This is a genomic window from Brevibacillus sp. B_LB10_24 (genome assembly GCF_046036945.1).
Classification (GTDB): Bacteria; Bacillota; Bacilli; order Brevibacillales; family Brevibacillaceae; genus Brevibacillus_C.
In genome coordinates, this window is the sequence record NZ_JBJQOQ010000011.1 from 26,120 (window position 1) to 44,107 (window position 17,988).

General features: G+C 50.1%; 18 protein-coding genes. 15 read left to right on the plus strand and 3 right to left on the minus strand.

What is annotated here, in order from left to right; genetic code table 11:
* Window positions 1–124: 124 nt before the first annotated feature.
* Both ACI7RC_RS12220 and ACI7RC_RS12225 read left to right on the plus strand, forming a co-directional pair.
* Window positions 125–2,314 (plus strand): heavy metal translocating P-type ATPase, encoded by a 2,190-nt coding sequence (locus ACI7RC_RS12220; RefSeq protein WP_408108524.1) that lies wholly within the window; start codon window positions 125–127, stop codon window positions 2,312–2,314.
* A gap of 201 nt (window positions 2,315–2,515) precedes the next feature.
* Complete coding sequence (locus tag ACI7RC_RS12225; RefSeq protein WP_408108525.1) at window positions 2,516–3,913, plus strand: PepSY-associated TM helix domain-containing protein; 1,398 nt, start codon at window positions 2,516–2,518, stop codon at window positions 3,911–3,913.
* A 77-nt stretch (window positions 3,914–3,990) separates the two neighbouring features.
* Here ACI7RC_RS12225 and ACI7RC_RS12230 read toward each other — a convergent pair whose 3' ends face one another.
* Window positions 3,991–4,512 carry a GrpB family protein gene (locus ACI7RC_RS12230; RefSeq protein WP_408108526.1) on the minus strand — a complete coding sequence of 174 codons (522 nt, stop codon included), beginning with the start codon at window positions 4,510–4,512 and terminating at the stop codon, window positions 3,991–3,993.
* Between the two features lie 181 nt (window positions 4,513–4,693).
* Here ACI7RC_RS12230 and ACI7RC_RS12235 point away from each other — a divergent pair, with 181 nt between their 5' ends.
* The 13 genes from ACI7RC_RS12235 (at window position 4,694) to ACI7RC_RS12295 (ending at window position 16,177) form a co-directional block, all read left to right on the plus strand.
* A complete protein-coding gene (locus ACI7RC_RS12235) occupies window positions 4,694–4,903 on the plus strand; it encodes a hypothetical protein (RefSeq protein ID WP_408108527.1) in 210 nt (69 codons plus the stop codon).
* 128 nt (window positions 4,904–5,031) lie between these two features.
* Window positions 5,032–6,288, plus strand: coding sequence for a M20/M25/M40 family metallo-hydrolase (locus tag ACI7RC_RS12240; RefSeq protein ID WP_408108528.1), 1,257 nt, complete (start codon window positions 5,032–5,034; stop codon window positions 6,286–6,288).
* A 28-nt stretch (window positions 6,289–6,316) separates the two neighbouring features.
* Window positions 6,317–7,120 carry a DUF3100 domain-containing protein gene (locus ACI7RC_RS12245; protein WP_408108529.1) on the plus strand — a complete coding sequence of 268 codons (804 nt, stop codon included), beginning with the start codon at window positions 6,317–6,319 and terminating at the stop codon, window positions 7,118–7,120.
* The gene (locus tag ACI7RC_RS12250; protein ID WP_408108530.1) at window positions 7,120–7,605 is read left to right on the plus strand and encodes a hypothetical protein; all 486 of its coding nucleotides are present in this window, start codon (window positions 7,120–7,122) and stop codon (window positions 7,603–7,605) included. Before ACI7RC_RS12245 ends, ACI7RC_RS12250 begins: the two co-directional genes overlap by 1 nt.
* A gap of 147 nt (window positions 7,606–7,752) precedes the next feature.
* Window positions 7,753–9,045, plus strand: a complete 1,293-nt coding sequence (locus tag ACI7RC_RS12255; protein WP_408108531.1) for an ArgE/DapE family deacylase — start codon at window positions 7,753–7,755, stop codon at window positions 9,043–9,045.
* 30 nt (window positions 9,046–9,075) lie between these two features.
* Window positions 9,076–10,335: an ABC transporter substrate-binding protein gene (locus ACI7RC_RS12260; protein WP_408108532.1), complete on the plus strand. Its 1,260-nt coding sequence runs from the start codon at window positions 9,076–9,078 to the stop codon at window positions 10,333–10,335.
* Window positions 10,336–10,374: 39 nt separating this feature from the next.
* Entirely contained in the window at window positions 10,375–11,112 is a 738-nt protein-coding gene (locus tag ACI7RC_RS12265; RefSeq protein WP_408108533.1) for an ABC transporter ATP-binding protein, read from the plus strand.
* Complete coding sequence (locus tag ACI7RC_RS12270; RefSeq protein ID WP_408108534.1) at window positions 11,105–11,809, plus strand: ABC transporter ATP-binding protein; 705 nt, start codon at window positions 11,105–11,107, stop codon at window positions 11,807–11,809. The genes ACI7RC_RS12265 and ACI7RC_RS12270 overlap by 8 nt, the downstream gene beginning before the upstream one ends.
* An 11-nt stretch (window positions 11,810–11,820) precedes the next feature.
* Window positions 11,821–12,690 carry a branched-chain amino acid ABC transporter permease gene (locus ACI7RC_RS12275; protein ID WP_408108535.1) on the plus strand — a complete coding sequence of 290 codons (870 nt, stop codon included), beginning with the start codon at window positions 11,821–11,823 and terminating at the stop codon, window positions 12,688–12,690.
* 9 nt (window positions 12,691–12,699) lie between these two features.
* Window positions 12,700–13,713, plus strand: coding sequence for a branched-chain amino acid ABC transporter permease (locus tag ACI7RC_RS12280; RefSeq protein WP_408108536.1), 1,014 nt, complete (start codon window positions 12,700–12,702; stop codon window positions 13,711–13,713).
* Between the two features lie 3 nt (window positions 13,714–13,716).
* Window positions 13,717–13,971, plus strand: coding sequence for a hypothetical protein (locus tag ACI7RC_RS12285; protein ID WP_408108537.1), 255 nt, complete (start codon window positions 13,717–13,719; stop codon window positions 13,969–13,971).
* A 16-nt stretch (window positions 13,972–13,987) separates the two neighbouring features.
* The gene (locus tag ACI7RC_RS12290; protein ID WP_408108538.1) at window positions 13,988–14,833 is read left to right on the plus strand and encodes a carbon-nitrogen hydrolase family protein; all 846 of its coding nucleotides are present in this window, start codon (window positions 13,988–13,990) and stop codon (window positions 14,831–14,833) included.
* Window positions 14,834–14,995: 162 nt separating this feature from the next.
* Window positions 14,996–16,177 (plus strand): MFS transporter, encoded by a 1,182-nt coding sequence (locus tag ACI7RC_RS12295; RefSeq protein ID WP_408108539.1) that lies wholly within the window; start codon window positions 14,996–14,998, stop codon window positions 16,175–16,177.
* Between the two features lie 25 nt (window positions 16,178–16,202).
* On the opposite strand, the gene ACI7RC_RS12300 is transcribed toward ACI7RC_RS12295, so the two are convergent.
* Complete coding sequence (locus tag ACI7RC_RS12300; protein WP_408108540.1) at window positions 16,203–16,961, minus strand: TrmB family transcriptional regulator; 759 nt, start codon at window positions 16,959–16,961, stop codon at window positions 16,203–16,205.
* Between the two features lie 80 nt (window positions 16,962–17,041).
* Window positions 17,042–17,968, minus strand: a complete 927-nt coding sequence (locus ACI7RC_RS12305) for a LysR family transcriptional regulator (protein WP_408108541.1) — start codon at window positions 17,966–17,968, stop codon at window positions 17,042–17,044.
* Between the last annotated feature and the right edge of the window lie 20 nt (window positions 17,969–17,988).

The following is a 17,988-nucleotide window of genomic DNA, read 5'->3' on the forward strand; positions in this document are numbered from 1 at the left end:
GTACTATTGTTTTTTATTACTTATTCAGGATAAAAATGAAATTCTCTTTGCCCCCTCACACGCATATGATGTTTGTAACGGACATGCAGGGAAACCTGGCGGGTTGCCGGAAGGGGGCGTTTTCGTGGGAATATCCAGGCAAATTACCTTGCATATTTCGGGGATGACATGTGCTGCATGTGCCAACCGCATTGAAAAGGTCCTTCGCAAGGTAAACGGCGTAAACACCGTGCAAGTCAATCTCGCTATTGAAAAGGCGATGATCTCCTACCAGCCTGACGTGATCAATCAAGCGGACATAGCGGGGAGAATCGAAAAACTGGGATATAAAGCGACGGAAGAGCAGGAAGATAAACACCTGCATGAGATCGGCAGGCTAAAGAAAAAGTGCCTCATCTCCACCTTGTTGTCCATTCCCTTAATCTGGTCGATGGTCTCCCATTTTCCCTTTGCCGCATCGTCAGTTTGGGTGCCTGCCTTGTTCGAAAACGCCTTCTTTCAACTTGCGATAACGTTTCCCATCCAGTTTTGGATCGGCTTTTCCTTTTACGAAGGGGCCTGGAGGGCATTGAAAAACAGGTCGGCCAACATGGACCTGCTGGTTGTGCTGAGCACGTCCTCCGCCTTTTTTTACAGTCATTACCTGACCCTGCAGTCCATCGGCAGCCCTTCACGTCATGTGACACTGTACTTTGAGACAAGTGCCGTGATCATCACGTTTCTATTGATCGGCAAACTTCTCGAGGCGACTGCGAAGGGAAGGACGGTTCAGGCGATCAAAAGCCTGTACCAGTTGCAGCCAAAGTCGGCTGTGATCCTGCGCGGCGGCGAGCAGTTGACAATCCCGATCGAACAACTGGCAGCAGGAGATATTTTTATCGTCATGCCCGGGGAGAGAGTGGCTACTGATGGGATTGTTATTCGCGGAAGTTCTACGCTTGATGAATCGATGATCACGGGGGAGAGCATCCCCGTTGAAAAACTGGAAGGAAGTTTTGTCATCGGAGCGACGTTGAACCAGAACGGCATGCTGCATGTAAAGGCAGTTAAAATCGGCGGGGAAACTGCCTTGTCGCAAATCATCAAAGTGGTGGAAGAAGCCCAGAGCAAGAAGGCCCCGATTCAGAGGTACGCCGATGAGCTGACGGAAATATTCGTCCCGCTGGTGGTGACGATTGCAGCCATCACCTTTTTGGCCTGGTACTTCCTGCTTCACCCGGGCGATTTTGGCGATTCGCTGGAAAAGGCAATGGCGGTGCTAATCATCGCCTGTCCTTGCGCCCTTGGACTGGCCACGCCTACTTCCATATTGGTCGCTTCCGGACGGGGGGCCCGGTCGGGGATTTTATTCAAGCGAGGAGAACATCTAGAAACCCTGCAGAAAGTAGATACCGTTGTCCTGGACAAAACCGGTACGGTCACCAAAGGGGAGCCGGAAATAACCGATGTATACTGCCAAGGTGAAACATCGAAGTTCCTGCAGTTCGTCGCCGCTGCGGAAACGGGTTCCCCGCATCCCTTTGCTGCAGCAATCGTACAGACCGCTGCAAAACGAAACCTTCCGACGTTGCGAGCCGCCGAGTCTCATACCGTCCCCGGATACGGGATTAAAGCGGTTGTAGAAGGAAAACAGGTGATCATCGGTTCAGAAAAGCTGATGATCATGGAAGGAGTTACCAGAGAGGGAACAGAGTCGCTGGTGAACCAACTGCAGTCCGCGGGAAAAACCGTCCTGTACGTCGCCGTCGATCGGCAGCCTGCCGGCCTGCTGGCTGCCGCCGATACGGTCAAGGAAGGCGCCCGGGAAGTCGTCTACCGATTGAAGAAAATGGGAAAAGAGGTCATCATGGTGACGGGAGATCATCAGTTCGCCTCGACAGCCGTTGCTCAAAAAATCGGGATCAGCAGGGTGTACGCCGGCATGCTGCCAGAGGAGAAGGCTGCGCTCATCGAAAGGTGGCGACAGCAGGGGAAAACCATCGCGATGGTGGGAGATGGCATCAATGACGCCCCGGCCCTGACCGCGTCTGACGTGGGCATCGCGCTCGGTACGGGAACCGATATCGCGATCGAAGCCGCTGACGTCATCATCATGCAAGGGGATATGGGGGCGATTTCAGACGCCATCCGGCTGAGTCAAAAAACCATCGCCAATATCAAGCAAAACATGTTTTGGGCCTTGGCGTACAACTCCCTCGGCATCCCCCTCACGATGCTCGGGTACTTGTCCCCCTGGCTGGCCGGGGCAGCGATGGCGCTTAGTTCCATTTCAGTCGTGTTGAACTCGCTTCGGCTAAAACGCGTACGCCTGTAGACGCAGGATGTTCATACCTCGTTGTGCTGTCAGCGCAGCGAGGTTTTTTCTGTTCTTGCATGTGCCCATCCTTCGCGCGACACAAAATCGCCACATGAAATCGCTTAAAATAGCCCCCTTGAGTCATTCTTGCGGCAAGGGACAGCGGATATACTCAACTAAAATGCCGGCAGAAAACAGATGGGGAGGAGCAAGACAAGGATGAATGCACAAGCTGAGACTGCAAGGGAACGAGACTATCAAAAAGGCTTATACTTGGCTGTATGGCGTTGGCACTTTTATGCGGGGGTGATCTTTGCCCCATTTCTTATTTTTTTGTCCGTGACTGGAGCGGTCTACCTGTTCAAACCCCAATGGGAATCCTTCATGTATCGCGAACTAACCCATGTGCAAGAAATGAAAGATGAAATGGCCGCAAGCGAACAAATCGGAAAGGTGTCTGAAGCGTACCCGGACGCCAAAATCATCAGCTATCGTCCTTCATCTGCGCCCGGGAGAACCGCCGAAGTGGAGATAACACGGGGCGGGAAAGCGATAACCGTCTTCGTCAATCCTTACTCCGGCAAAGTGATAGGTGAGCTGGCCAATGACGAGACTTTTATGGAACGGATGAAAAATCTGCACAACGGCATGTTATGGGGAGGCGTGATCGCTAATCGATGGGTCGAATTAACCGCCTGCTGGGGCGTTATTCTGATCATAACCGGGGTGTTTTTATGGTGGCCACGCGAGCATAAGTCCCTGTTCGGCACCCTGATACCGCGATTTCGCAAAGGAAGGCGGATTCTGCTGCGGGATCTGCACGCGGTTACCGCGTTCTGGCTTTCTTTATTCATCGTCATCCAACTCTTTTCCGGTCTGATGTGGACAGATGTTTGGGGCAGTATGGCACACAGGGTCGTCGATGCGACCGGAACCGGTGAACCGGTCGGCGACCAGCCGTGGGAAGCGTATGCGTTTCCCAAGTCGACCATCCCGACGAAAGAAGTGGCTGACGTTCCCTGGGCGGCGGAAAATTTGCCTGTTCCCAGATCAGAAGCGGCAGGCGCGGCTATCATTTCCGTTGAAAAGGTGATGCAGATCGCCCAAGACAAGCAGATTCATCCCGGTTATAAGATTGCCTTTCCCCAAGCCGAAACAGGTGTGTACACCGTCTATCTCGATCCGGCAGAGGTATATCCAAACCGGCCAGCCCCCCAAACACAGCAAACCCTGCATATCGATCAGTACAGCGGAAAAGTATTGGCTGATTTTGGCTGGAAAGATTACGGTTTCATGGGGAAGCTGATTTCACTTGGCATCGCGTTTCATCAAGGAGAGTTTGGCTTTCTCAGTCAACTGTTTGGCCTCGTGATTTGTCTTGGCATCATCGGCATCGCAGCAGGAGGGTTGGTCATGTGGTGGCAGCGGAAACCGTCGGGCAGGCTGGGCGCACCGGCGATTCCGAAGAATATGAAACGAGTAAAATCGGTAGGGGTAATCGTGATCGCGCTGGGGTTTTTTTTCCCGCTCGTTGGACTGTCGATCGTGGTCGTCGCACTGTTTGATCTGCTGATTGTGAGAAGGGTTCCCCGTGTGAAGAGAATGCTTAATGCGTGACTATCGCAAGAAAGAGCGGCAGCCTCCTGGACTGCCGCTGTTTTGAGGAACATCCGTTCTCTTTCGGGTTCATGACTCTAGCTGTTCACATTGCCAAACCAGTAAAGTGCGGTTCTTTCCAGTTCTTTTACAAACGCATCTTTGCCGTCCATATACGCTTCAATGTCGTCCGGATAGTGTTTCGCAAGCATTTCTTTCAAATTTCCATACTGCTTAGCTGCTTCAACGTGTGTTCGGAGGAAATCCCTGACCGCCAAGTGGCGTTCGATAGCCTCCTTGTTATCCACCTGAAATACATGGATTTGATGGGTTCTGTTGTCTCCGCCTTTTCTGAAATACCTTCTTCCTTTGATGCCGAACTCACCCATGCACTCATAGCCAAGACCTGTCATTTGTTCATCAAAGGCATCGACTTTTTCAATGTCTTTTACGACCGGCATGATATCGATGATCGGTTTGGCTTTTAATCCAGGCACAGAAGTGCTGCCAATATGATGGATGTCAACCAACTCATCGCCGAAAATACCTTTGATTTTTTGAGCTTCTTCACTGAACATGTGGTTCCATGTATCGTTGTATTCCGTCACGACAACCTTCATCACGACTGACCTCCTTTGTGTAATCGTTGCCAGTCTAGTGCAACACGACATTTTGTTCCAAGCTGTGCCAAATGGCTGGCTAAACATGACAGTTCCTTTACGATTGTACCAGACGGGGGGTATAATAGGCGAGCATCTGTTATAATGCAGGTATATGTACATTTTTGTTTAGAGGGATGGTGTGTCCGGCTTGGGCATCGTAAATTTTTCGCTTCTGTCGTGGGACTTGTTTATGCTTGGCGCTGCCTATTTTATGATTACCGGCCTGTTGTTCAGTTTCGGTTTTCTTCGCCTGTTTCAGCGGCACATTCGCAGCGGCGTCCTGCTGCTGATCGGCTCCATCGTCAGCACAGCCGTATTTTTAACTATTATTTTCAAGCATTACGTATAGTTGCCGGGGCAGAATTTAGAGGCCCCTTTTTATTTTTGCGATAAATTTATGTATTTTAAGGATAAAATTAAGTAATATTAAATAGCGATCGTCATTTTACATTTTACTAGAGACAAGGAGGAGACAGCATGATATTTAAAGAGCAATACGAAGAGATTCACCGTATTGCCCGGACGATCTTTGAAAACCCGGAGCTGGGCTACAAAGAAGTAAAGACCCGTAAGGCCGTTGTGGATTTTCTGAAAAAAGTGAATCCGGATATCGAGCTGGAGACGTTTAGCACGACAGGGTTAAAAACTTCGCTTGGCAGCGGAAGAGAGCTGAACATCGCATTTATTGCAGAATTGGATGCGGTCTACGCGCCGTCGCATTGGTGCGCCGATAAAGAGACAGGTGCGGCTCACAACTGCGGCCATTACACCCAGGTCGCGATCGCTTTGGCGCTGTACAGGTATTTCTTTACGTCGGAAACTTATAAAACGTTTGACTACAAGCTCACGTTTATTTTTGTGCCCGCCGAAGAGTATTTGGACTTGGCCTATCGTGAAGAACTGAAGAAGAACAAGCAGATCAGCTATTACGGCGGCAAGCCGGAAGCGATGAAGCTGGGCGTGTTCGACGACATCGACATCGGCATTTGCGTCCATGCGATGGGCGGAGAATTCTCGGAACGAACGATCGAGGTCAATTGCGATTTGGCCGGGTTCTTGTATAAAAAATACACGTTTGAAGGAAAAGCGACCCATGCGGGGTTTGATCCGTTTTCCGCTAAAAATGCATACAGCATGTCGACCTTGTTTAACGTGGCATTGGGGCTTACCCGCCAGCAGCTAAAAGATGCTGAAAAGGTCAGGATGAATCCGATCGTAATGGAATCGGACATGTCTACCAATGTCATCCCCAACCGCATTACCGTTGGATCGGACCTGAGAACGCTGACCGTCGATTACATGAAGGAAGCAGCAGCCAAAATGGATGACGCCGCCAAAGGGAGTGCCATGGCCCTGCAAGGGAAGGTGTCCATCGAGACGCAGATGGGCTATTTGCCTTTTGTCCAGGACCGCTACCTGTCCGAGTTTGTCATCGAGGCGTTCCAACGAAATGAGGAAATCTCCGCGATTTGGAACAACAATGTCATCAGTGCTGCGGGAGATATTGGGGATTTGTCTTACATGATCCCTTGCATTCAAATCGGTTACAGTGGTTTTACGGGGACAATTCACGGGGATGATTTTAAGGACGTCGATCCTGAATACATCTTTGAGGTGTTTCCGAGATTCCTGGCGCAAGTATTTGAGCAGCTAAACGGGAGAATCGACAAAACCAGGCTGTACCGCCGCTCTTATGAAGAATATGAGAAATTGATTTTGTCCATCACAGAATAGACGTTGAAGGGAAATGAGGATTAGTCCAATGAAGTCGAGTGCTTTGAAAGCGAATTTTGTCATTTTGCTTGTTTTCGCGCTTCTTGTCATTACCGTATCCGAGTTTATCGGGATCAGATCGATCATGCTCGGAACGATCAAGATCAGCTTTTTGCCCCTCGTATTTGCGATTTTGATCACCATGCTGCTGGGGATCTCCGTTTTCCGCAAAGGGATCCTGAAGAGAGCATACAGCAAAGAAAATGTAAGTTTTTCCGGTAAATACCTGATCTTTATCATGCTGCCGTTGATGGCCCGATACGGGGCCGACGTCGCTCCAAAGATTCAGGAGATTTTGCAAGTAGGATGGATCTTTCTCATCCAGGAATTAGGCCATCTTGGCACGGTCTTGATCGGGCTGCCTGTCGCGATCCTGATCGGCCTGAGAAGAGAAGCCATCGGGGCTACCTTGGGGATCGGCCGGGAAGGTGAGCTCGCCTACATCTCCGAAAAGTACACGCTCGATTCGGACGAGGGGAGAGGCGTCCTGTCCTTATACATTATCGGAACGCTGTTCGGGACTCTTTTCTTTAGCATTATCGCGCCGATCATGCTCGCGCTCGGGTTTAAGGTGGAAGCGCTGGCCATGTCCTCTGGCGTCGGCTCGGCCAGCATGATGACGGCCGCATCGTCTGCCCTGATCGCCGGCATGCCGGACAAGGCTGACACGATCACGGCTTATGCTTCAGCGAGCCAGCTGCTGACGAGTTTTCTGGGGACGTATACCATGGTGTTCTTGGCGGTGCCTGTGCAGCGCTTCATGTATAAATTATTGGTTAGAGGTGGAAAGTAATGGCCCAGGGGTTAAATAAATATGTGAAGTACGGTTTGGTCTTATTGCTCAGTATCGGTCTGATCCTGTTTACACAGGAAATCAAATTGATCAAAAACCCCGAAGGCACACCGATTACATGGACGACGATTGGCGGATTGCTGGTTTTGTGGCTGTTTTCTTTTATTGGCATTCTCATCTCCGGCTTGGTCAAAAAAATCCCGGTAAAAATCGTGCAGGATTTCCCGGTTCTGGGATGGGTTTCGATCACTTCGCTCGTGTTCTGTCTCATGTCGGATACTTTTATCCACTTAATTCAGGGAGTTGATTTTCTCTCCATCACGACGCCGATTCTTACTTTCGCCGGAATTTCCGTCGCCGACCGCCTCGTCGATCTGAGAAAAACCTCCTGGAAGGTAGCGATTGTCGCCGTGTTTGTCTTTTCCGGCATGTATGTGGGAAGTGCGATCTTAGCACAAATCGGCTTGCATCTTTCCGGTCAATAGAAAAATCGATAGAACTGGCAAAAGCCTTCTTAAGGATAACTTAGGAAGGCTTTTTTTAGTTGCAAGTTTTATTTTATCCGAATTTTCAAACCGATAGAAACATACCTTGTTGATAGCAATGAATGCCCCATAAAAAGGAGGAACAACATGCTAAAAAAGGACAAGTCAGCCGTGTTTGAAGAGGTAATGGACAAGATTGACTCATTATGGGAAGAAGAAGTCGCTTTTCTGCAGAAGATTGGCCGATACCCGAGTACTTTGGGGAATGAAGCAAGCGTGCAGCATTGTATCGCCGATTATTTTAAAAGCGAATTAGGCCTTGAAACCGATACATTTGTACCGGACCTAAAAAAAATTTCGCAGCTCCCCGGGTACTCCCCAGTCGAGTGGTCGTATGAAGGCAGGCCCGTCGTTGTCGGAAAGTGGCAGACAGAAGGGCAGAAAATCGGCAGAAGCTTGATCTTGCAAGGGCATGTCGACGTGGTAAGCCCTGAGCCTGTCGAGTTTTGGAACTACGATCCGTGGGGCTCGACGATCGAAGGAGACAAAATGTTCGGGCGCGGCCTGCAAGATATGAAATCGGGAATAGCTGCCATGATCTTTGCAGTCAAGGCGATTAAAGAGAAGGGGATTAAGCTGGGCGCTGATGTTCTGCTAGAGACGGTGATCGAAGAAGAATGTACCGGCAACGGAGCCCTTGCGACGCTGGAGAGAGGCTATGTGGCAGACGGTGCCCTGATACCGGAACCGTTCGGGCTGACCGCTCTGACAGCTCAAGTCGGAGTCATCTGGATGCGTGTGAGGGTAAGAGGCGTAGGAGCACATGTAGAAAGAGCCGACCGGGCGGTAAATGCGATTCAAAAAGCCTATGTACTGATCAACGCTCTTGACGATTATCGAAGCTATATCAATGGGTTGCCCAAGCATCCAAGCTTTCAAGATCACATTCATCCATTAAATGTAAATGTAGGCATCATTCGTTCCGGAGACTGGGCTTCGAATGTTCCCTCATTATGTACGTTTGAAGCGCGGATCGGCTTGTACCCGGGACAAGACCCGCAGCAGGTGAAGGACGAAGTGAAATCATGGCTGCTTGAGGCCGCAAAACAAGACCCGTGGCTGAGCCAAGTAGAACCGGAGATTACGTTTTACGGGTTCCATGCGGAAGGCGTTGCACTTGATCGGGATTTGGAGATTTTCCGCGTCTTGGAAAGCGCGCACGAAAAGACGACTTCACAAAAGCTGCAATATGCTGCCACCACAGCCACGACCGATATCCGTTTCTACAATCTGTATTACGGGATCCCCGCGACTTGTTACGGCCCAACCGGAGGTAACATGCACGGAGCGGATGAATGGGTCGATTTGCCCAGTGTCAAAGCAGTCACGAAGACGTATGCTGCGTTCATACTGGAGTGGTGCGGCGTAAGAGAAGCTTGAACAGGCGTTGAAAATCGAGGGGGGACCACGATGAACGTAATAAAATGGCTTGGGATGGCTGCCGTCCCTTTGCTGGCGGCAATGGGCGCACTAACCGGCTGCTCATCTGGAGCGGGATCGGCAGCTGAAGAGATCCGCATCGGCGCCATAGCACCATTGACCGGACCGGCAGCCAATGCCGGTGTCGCTCTTCAACAAGGGATCGAGTTGGCTGTTGAAGAGTGGAACGCCAAGGGAGGAATTGAAGTAGACGGCAAGAAGCTGCCGATCAAAGTGTTTTTTGAAGACTCGCAGAGCAAACCCGAGCAAGGAGTGAGCGGCGCGGAGAAGCTGATCAACCAGCAAAAGGTTCACCTGCTGATCGGGGACGCTTTTGCCAGCTCCGTGACGATGTCCGTGATGGATTTGGCATCCCAATACGAAGTCCCCATCTTGAGCGGTGAGCCCGTCAGCGAAGCGATCGCCGAGAAGGTGGAGAAGGACCCGGAAAAGTACAAGTTTTTCTGGAAGGGGAATTTCGGCAGTTCTGCTTACGCCGAGACCGTTTTTGAAACCTATAAATACCTGGAGGCGAACAAGCAGTACACTCCCAAAACGAAAACGGTCGCTTTTGTCGTTGAGGATACCGACTACGGCCGTTCCAACGCAGACTTAACCGGAAAACTGTTTGAGCAAGACGGTTGGAAGATTGCCGCCGCCGAGACCGTACAGTTGGGCTATACCGATTTTTATCCACAGCTGTCCAAACTTAATTCCCTGAAGCCTGATGTGATCGTAACCTGCTTTACATCGGTCGCATCCGGGGTAGCGTTTGTCAAACAATTTCAGGAAACCAAAGTCGACGCTCTCCATCTCGCCATTTATTATCCGGTTCGTCCGGAATTTATCGAACAGGCGGGAACTGCCGCAAATAACCTGATTTGGACGCCGCTCAGCTACGATCCCAATCAAATCGAACGCCAAAAAAAGTTTGATGAATCCATTCAAAACAAATACAAAGTGGCATCCACTTCCGATCACGCTTCTGGCTACGATGCGATGGCTAATGCACTAACTTCCATCGAAAAGGCAAAAAGTCTCGATTCAACAAAAATTGCCGAACAACTATCCCAACTTGAGCGGGAAGGGTTATTAGGAAAATATGTCTTTGATCAGAAAAATCACCAGATTAAATCCGGTGCCGAATTCCTGCCAGTGCCTGCAGCGCAAATACAGAATGGCGAAAATAAACTCATATGGCCGGAAAATGTCTCCACAGCAAACCCGATTCCGCAGCCTTGGGTGAAGTAGGCGTTTTAATTTGTGCTAAACATGCGAAGGAGGGAGCAGATGAGCCATTTACCCCTTTTGCAGGCTCAGCAGATTACGAAAGCCTTTGGCGGATTGGTTGCGCTCAAAGAGACAAGTCTCAACATATCCCGACAGGAGATCCTGGGTCTGATCGGTCCAAACGGAGCGGGAAAAACAACACTCTTTAACGTAATCGCCGGGGCATTGACTCCTGATGCGGGAACGATTCTTTATGAAGGCGAAGATATTACCAAAACGGGCCCGGATCGGCGCTGCCAATTGGGAATTGCCCGTACCTTTCAAATCACTCGTCCTTTTTTAAACTTGAGCCTGTTAGATAATATCACCGTTGGAGCCTACTTTGGAAAAAAACGAGGAAATCTTCAGGCTGCCAAAAAAAAGGCCGCAGAAGTACTCGAATTTCTCTCGATGGGAGATCTGCAGCATCAGGAAGCCAAACAATTGTCGATCGGGAATCGAAAAAAGCTGGAGTTAGCCCGTGCGCTTGCCACAAATCCCAAGCTTCTGCTGCTGGATGAGGTGATGGGAGGGCTCACACCTACAGAAGCAGCAGAGATGATGGAGATCATCCGCAGTATCAGAGAGTCAGGTGTCACGATCATCATGATCGAGCATGTGATGAAAGCGGCCATGGGTCTCTCTGATCGAATAATGGTTCTGCACTACGGCCAGGCTATCGCCGAGGGAACACCGGTGGAAATTGCCCAAAATCCCTTGGTGATTGAGGCGTATCTTGGGGGCATGAAACATGCTTGACGTCCAAAATATCGATGTCTGTTACGGTGATGTGCAGGTTCTTCATCAAGTCTCACTCACGGTAAAGAAGGGGGAGATTGTCGCCCTGTTAGGCTCCAATGGCGCAGGAAAAACGACCACGTTGAAGACGATTTCCGGTTTACTGCGTCCAATGACCGGGACTGTCAATGTTCATCATCAGGATATCCGCCGCGTTCGGCCCTCTTCTATTATTTGCATGGGGGTGGCCCATGTTCCTGAAGGAAGGCATCTCTTCTCGGAAATGACTGTCGAGGAGAATTTGTTAATGGGGGCATTTGAAGGGAAGTCCTGGGGGAAGCGGAAGGAACGTTTGCCTTACATTTACGAGATGTTCCCAAGATTGGCAGAACGGAAAAAACAAGAAGCCGGCACCTTGTCGGGAGGCGAGCAGCAAATGGTTGCGATCGGACGTGCCCTGATGAGTCAGCCGGATGTGCTTATGCTTGACGAACCTTCACTGGGCCTCGCACCCAAGATCGTCGAATCGATTTTTGAACTGCTGCAAGACTTGAACCGTCAGGGAATCACTATCCTTCTGGTGGAGCAAAACGCCCATCTCGCGTTGGAAATATCACATCGAGGATATGTGATGGAGACGGGTAAAATTGTTCTGCAAGGAAGCGGGGAAGAGCTGAAAAATAACGACTATATAAAGAAAGCATACCTGGGTATCTAGGGGGGGAGCTGATGGGTGTACTCGTTGAGCAACTGCTGAATGGACTGATTATCGGTTCGATGTATTCGTTGGTGGCCAGTGGATTGTCCCTGATATGGGGAACCATGAAGATGCTGAACTTCGCCCATGGAGAATTTTACATGGTCGGCGGGTATTTGATGTATTTTACCAATGTTGCCTCCGGGATGAACCCGCTTCTCGCCTGTTCGCTCAGCCTGATTGCCGTATTCTTGCTAGGCGTGCTGATCGAAAGAATGATCATTCATCATCTCCTGGATAGACCTGGATGGGATATTAGCCCGCTGATCGCCACCATCGGAATATCTATTTTCATGCAAAACTTCGCTTTGCGTGTCTGGGGCGAGAGATTCAAGAACATTCCGTATTATGTGGAGGGAAATGCGAGTATTGCCGGTGTTGAAATGTCCTATCAACGAATGTTGATCTTTGTCGTCGCGATTGTCGTCGTGGTGCTCTTCTGGGCCTTTTTGAAGTTTAGCCGGTACGGCATGGCCATGCGGGCAACCTCCCAGAACCGCGATGCCGCTGCTATTTACGGTGTCAATATTTACGGCATTTACATGATTACATTCGGCATCAGTGCCATGCTGGCCACACTCGCCGCGGTCATGCTGTCGCCCATCTATTCCGTAAATCCATGGATGGGAATACCTCCTTTGCTTAAAGCCTTTACAGTTGTGGTTTTAGGTGGGCTAGGGAGTCTGGAAGGAGCGATTATCGGCGGGGTTATTTTGGGAATTCTGGAAAGCCTGGGAGTCTTTTTCTTTTCTTCGGAATGGAGGGATGTTGTCGCTTTTACAGTCCTTATACTCGTCCTCTGGGTCAGACCGACAGGACTATTCGGAGCAAAGGTTTGGTGATGACCGTACATGGATATTCAGAACGAACAGAGTGTAAAACGTAAAAAGTCCTTTCTGCAAAAGGAATCGGGGCTGATATGGCGTTCGAAACCTTTTCTTTACTCGGCAGGTGCTGTTCTTCTGCTAGCCCTGCCGTTACTTGTTAGTAACAGCTACACCCTGCACATCCTCATCTTGTCCTTGCTGTTTGCCGTGTTAGCCTTAAGTTGGAACTTGCTTGTCGGGTATGCGGGTATCTTTTCATTTGGACATCATGCCTTCTTCGGGCTAGGCGCTTACGTATCCGCATTGGTTTCCATGAAGCTGGGGATTTCTCCCTGGTTGGGACTAGTTTTAGGCGGACTTGCTGCCGCCTTAGCCGGGTTGATTGTCAGTTTGCCGGTACTTCGCTTGCGGGCCGCGCCGTACATCGCTATCGTTACCTTGGCATTTGCCGAGATCATCAAGCTCGTTGCCAGCAACCTGGTTGACCTAACCCGCGGGGAATTAGGGCTGAATGGAATTGAGTCCTTTGATAAAATAGGCCCGATCAGCTTTACCCTGGCCCACCGGGAAAGCAGCTACTACCTCATTTTGTTGATCATGCTTATGACCGTTTTTATCATCTCTACCATCATGAAAGGCCCCATCGGCTTTGCCCTAAAAGCGATTCGGGAATCGCAGGATGCAGCCGAAAGTCTCGGAGTAAACGTAACTCGCTATAAACTGTTTGCCTTTGTCGTCAGTTCCTGTTTAGCAGGCGTCGCCGGATCGTTTTACGCCCACTACATTCATACCTTGACGCCAACCTCTGTGATGAACATCGACGTGATGATGCAAATTTTGGTCATCACACTCATCGGGGGACTGGGCACCATCATTGGGCCGATTGTGGGTTCAATGGTCTTGGTCATCGGATTGGAGTATATGAGATTTCTCGGCGACTACCGTATGATGATTTACGGAGCCCTTCTCGTTGTAGTCATTGTTTTCCTGCCGGAAGGATTTATGAGAAAGCTCTTCCCAAAGGCAAAAGATTTATAAAAGATGGTACAGGTAACGAAGTTTGCATATGAGCGTGCATGGCTCCGTGAAGTGCCGCCAGTGATCACATTTTTTGGTTTCCATGCCCACGGTGCGGCTCTGGATAAGGAGATGGAAATATTCGACTATCTCAAACGGGCACACCAAAACGCGCCCGATGAATGGGGTGATTTGCCCAGTGTGAAAGCTTGTACCAAGACTTACGCCGCATTCATTTTGGATTGGTACAAGGTAAGAAATGGTGGAGATTGGAAATGAAAGGGGTACCGTAAAAATGAGTACAATCATGGCGGCTGCTGTCCAAATGAACTCCCAAAGCGACAAGGGATCGAATTTGCATCAAGCAGAAAAGCTGATACGCGAGGCGGCAGCGAAGGGAGCAACGTACATCTGTTTGCCTGAATATTTCAATTTTATCGGGCCGGTGGAGGAAGAGGAACGAAATGCAGAGGAGATTCCGGCGGGTGAAACGGTACAGTTTCTTAGCCGCCTGACCACAGAGCTGGGGATTTGGCTGCACGGCGGAAGCATCCTTGAGAAGGCGGAAGGAACGGAAAAGTACTACAATACGACGCTGCTGTTTGACCCAAAAGGAGAAATCGTTTCCAGGTACCGCAAAATTCACTTGTTTGATGCGCAGATTGAGGATGGCTACATGGAGTCCAGGACGAAGAATTTTGGGAGAGAAATTGCTGTACACAGGGCAAGTTTTGCAACAGTTGGTCTTACCATCTGTCACGATATCAGGTATCCGGAGCTGTATCGCCTCTTAGCCCTGCAAGGTGCTGAAATCATCACGGTCCCCGCCGCATTTCCCATGTACACCGGCAAGGATCATTGGGAAGTGCTGCTACGTGCAAGGGCCATTGAGAATCAGGCCTACGTGATTGCGCCCGGCCAGATAGGGGATAATCACGATATGAGCTGTTACGGCCGTTCGATGATCATCGACCCGTGGGGCAATGTGATTGCTTCCGCTTCCGATTTGGAAACGACTGTTCTTGCTGCAATCGATACAGGTTTCATACAGGAAGTAAGAAGAAAAATCCCTTCGCTGCATAACAGAAGACCTGAAGTTTATTCATTGGAGATTCGTGAAGGAAGCGACCCGGCAAAATAAAGACCTTGCTTTTGGTCAAACCCCGTAACGAACATAGCGGGGTTTGACTATTTTTAGTTGAACCAGACACGAAAAGTTTGCCTTGTTTTCAGTTGAACAAAAGGTTACTATTACGGTAGTAACCTTAATGAAGGTGACGTTCAACGAGGAGGTTTCCAACAAGTGAATGCGAACATCTTGATTCTCGCGATCGCTTCCTTTGTAGTAGGGACGGTCGAACTCATCATTGGCGGGATATTGGACTTGATCGCCGACGACCTGCGTATATCGATCAGTCACGCTGGTTGGCTCATTACCGTATTCTCCATTGCATTTGCCGTCTCTGCTCCCGTTTTGCTTGCGGTGACGGCCAGGGTAGAGCGAAAGACGTTATACCTTTGGACTTTATTTGTTTTCTTCCTCGGCAATGTGGTGTCCGGCTTCAGTCCGAGCTATCCGGTGCTGATGATGGGAAGAGTATTATCCGCTGCAAGCGGCTCGCTGATCATCGTGTTATCGATCACGATCGCATCTGCGATCGTAAAAGAGGAGTACCGGGCCAGGGCGATCGGGTTGATATTTATGGGAGTCAGCGGCTCTCTGGTGCTGGGTGTTCCGCTTGGTTTGCTGATTGGGAACATCCTCGGGTGGCGGGCGCCGTTTCTGTTGATTGCCGTGCTGACCCTTATTTCTATAATCATAATTTACGCGCTGCTATCCCGCATCCCGGCAAAACCGGCGATTCCGCTTCGCCGTCAGCTCATGTCACTCAAGAATCCTAAGATCATGAGCGCTCAATTGACAACCATGTTCATGCGAACGGGGCATTTGACTCTGTATGCCTACTTTACGCCTTTTTTAAAAACAACCTTGCATGTAACGTCAAATGGGGTCAGCTTTATCTACTTCGTATTCGGCATCGCTGCCGTCCTCGGAGGCGGTGTCGGAGGTTGGGCGGCAGATAAATGGGGCTCTGTCAAAAGTATTTTACTGACGATCACCTTATTTGCAATCGTGATGTTCCTGATACCGGCCGTTACGTTCTCGCTCTATCTATTTTTGGCTGTGATGATCGTCTGGAGCATGTTAAGCTGGGCGATTACGCCGGCACAGCAAAACTATCTGATCGAGACGGCGCCCGAATCTTATGAGATTCAACAAAGCCTTAATACTTCCGCGCTGCATGTCGGGATTGCCCTGGGCTCTGCAGCAGGCGGAGTCGTAATCGAAAAAGCTTCCGTATTGTACAACGCTTGGGTCGGCGGCTGTTTTGTCCTCATTGCTTTGCTATGTGCCGTTGTTTCCGTCACGAGACCGGCGGGAGCCAAACTTGTTGAAGCGAGCATCAAAAAGGAATCTGCCTGATTGCGCAGATTCCTTTCTTTTTGCTTCAATATCGCAGCTGCATCAGCAGCTTTTTTATTTCCTCATCCTTCATCAAGAGCTCACCGTGTTTTTCTGTAATTTTGGCTAACGTCACATCGTGGTAGAAGAATTCGGTAAAAAATTTGACAATAGGTTTGGACATCGTCTTAATCGCTTGCCAGGAATGATTTTCTTCTCCGGCAAAAAGCACTTCGCGATCATCGACGATGAGCAGCCGAAAACGCTCCAACACTTCATGCTCTTGCGTCGGAATCAGTGAATACACTTTCGTCAGATTGGTGATCACCTGCCCGGTTACAAGGACCTCAACGTCAACCCCGGCGTTTTCTTTCGCATCCAGCAAGGGCGCATACTCGCTAAAGTCCTCTGTCCATGCAGACATCCGGATGGATGAAGTTGCGCCTTGGATGAGTTGTTTGCTTTGTGCCCGAATCGATGCGTCCACTTTCAGACTCCAGACACGGTCATCGGTAAAGGTTTTTTTGGCAGCATCCAGCTTCAGCTGCTTCACGTTGTCCTGAAACTCTTTCGTCAGTTTCTCTATGGCAAGCGGCAGCGGCAGGGCGGTATACAGCTTTTTCTTTTCCGATACGGACTCCATGATCATGCCTTTTTCGGTCATGCGGGACAATACTTCATATATTTTGGCCTTCGGTACGCCCGAATGCTTCACGATATGGGCAGCGTCCATAGGTTCCCCGCCAGTTACCAGTACTTCATACACTTTGCTTTCGTATTGGGAGAAGCCGAACTTTTGTAACATATTTCCTCCTGCATGCATTCTGAGGGACGTCTACTTCTTATAGTAAATCAAAGGGAGCAGGAATTCCACGCCGCCGCTGCTTATCGCGACAGGCTCATATATCCAGGCGAAGGCGATGAGGCCTGATCCGGCAGCTGTTCTTCGGCAAAATACCGGACGAGGAAGTTCCGAAACTCACACGCCGCCTTGGACAGGTAGCGGGCCTCTAGCCAGGCGAGCAGAAAGGTGCGCCGGCATACGGGCGACTCGATGCGCAGCTTAATCAGTGGTGTTTCTCCGCTGCCCTTGCACGCCCCCACAAATGCGACGCCAAGCCCGGCGCGGACGAGACTGCCGATGGCTGATGGTTCGTCTACCTCACACACGACATTCGGAGCGATCCCGGCCTCTCGACAGAACTCGTCATTCATTTTTCGAAACGGATAGCCTTCTTTATAATTAATAAACGGTTCATCGGCAACTTCACGAAGACTGACGCTGCTTCGTTCCGCCAATCGATGCCCGGGAGGCACAGCCAGGTACACATCCTCATGAAGTACAGGCAATTCGCTGATGCCGGACACATGAATGGGTATCGCCGTAAAGCAAAAATCCACCTCTCCGTCCTCCAGCAACTGGGTCATTTCCTCCATGGAAGCCTGAGTGATGCGAAAGTTGACATCAGGATGGAGGGAAAGAAAGGCCCCCAAAGGCTCCGACAGGCGATCCAGGGTAGAGGTCGCCAAGTACACGCTTCCGCGTTCCAGCCCCGCCAGATCAGCGACTTCTCTGCGTCCCTCGTCCAGTAGTTTCAGTGCCAAATCCGTTTTCTTCAAAAACGCTTTTCCAAACGTATTCAGCCTGATTTGCCGGCCTTGCCGGTCAAACAGCGGTACGCCCAAATCCTCTTCCAACCGGGAAATCGTCTTGCTGAGGGCGGGCTGGGCGATGCGCAGCTCCTGCGCCGCCTTCGTCATATGTTCCAATCTGGCAACCGTTCGAAAATAATGCAGTTGCAACAGTTCCATGTTGTCACTCCTTCGAATCA

What these genes read in the sequence shown, in the direction of transcription:
- ACI7RC_RS12225 (WP_408108525.1), top strand. Translation starts at nt 2,516, where the DNA reads ATGAATGCACAAGCTGAGACTGCAAGGGAACGAGACTATCAAAAAGGC.
- ACI7RC_RS12230 (WP_408108526.1), bottom strand. Translation starts at nt 4,512, where the DNA reads ATGAAGGTTGTCGTGACGGAATACAACGATACATGGAACCACATGTTC.
- ACI7RC_RS12240 (WP_408108528.1), top strand. Translation starts at nt 5,032, where the DNA reads ATGATATTTAAAGAGCAATACGAAGAGATTCACCGTATTGCCCGGACG.
- ACI7RC_RS12245 (WP_408108529.1), top strand. Translation starts at nt 6,317, where the DNA reads ATGAAGTCGAGTGCTTTGAAAGCGAATTTTGTCATTTTGCTTGTTTTC.
- ACI7RC_RS12250 (WP_408108530.1), top strand. Translation starts at nt 7,120, where the DNA reads ATGGCCCAGGGGTTAAATAAATATGTGAAGTACGGTTTGGTCTTATTG.
- ACI7RC_RS12255 (WP_408108531.1), top strand. Translation starts at nt 7,753, where the DNA reads ATGCTAAAAAAGGACAAGTCAGCCGTGTTTGAAGAGGTAATGGACAAG.
- ACI7RC_RS12260 (WP_408108532.1), top strand. Translation starts at nt 9,076, where the DNA reads ATGAACGTAATAAAATGGCTTGGGATGGCTGCCGTCCCTTTGCTGGCG.
- ACI7RC_RS12265 (WP_408108533.1), top strand. Translation starts at nt 10,375, where the DNA reads ATGAGCCATTTACCCCTTTTGCAGGCTCAGCAGATTACGAAAGCCTTT.
- ACI7RC_RS12270 (WP_408108534.1), top strand. Translation starts at nt 11,105, where the DNA reads ATGCTTGACGTCCAAAATATCGATGTCTGTTACGGTGATGTGCAGGTT.
- ACI7RC_RS12275 (WP_408108535.1), top strand. Translation starts at nt 11,821, where the DNA reads ATGGGTGTACTCGTTGAGCAACTGCTGAATGGACTGATTATCGGTTCG.
- ACI7RC_RS12280 (WP_408108536.1), top strand. Translation starts at nt 12,700, where the DNA reads ATGGATATTCAGAACGAACAGAGTGTAAAACGTAAAAAGTCCTTTCTG.
- ACI7RC_RS12285 (WP_408108537.1), top strand. Translation starts at nt 13,717, where the DNA reads ATGGTACAGGTAACGAAGTTTGCATATGAGCGTGCATGGCTCCGTGAA.
- ACI7RC_RS12290 (WP_408108538.1), top strand. Translation starts at nt 13,988, where the DNA reads ATGAGTACAATCATGGCGGCTGCTGTCCAAATGAACTCCCAAAGCGAC.
- ACI7RC_RS12300 (WP_408108540.1), bottom strand. Translation starts at nt 16,961, where the DNA reads ATGTTACAAAAGTTCGGCTTCTCCCAATACGAAAGCAAAGTGTATGAA.
- ACI7RC_RS12305 (WP_408108541.1), bottom strand. Translation starts at nt 17,968, where the DNA reads ATGGAACTGTTGCAACTGCATTATTTTCGAACGGTTGCCAGATTGGAA.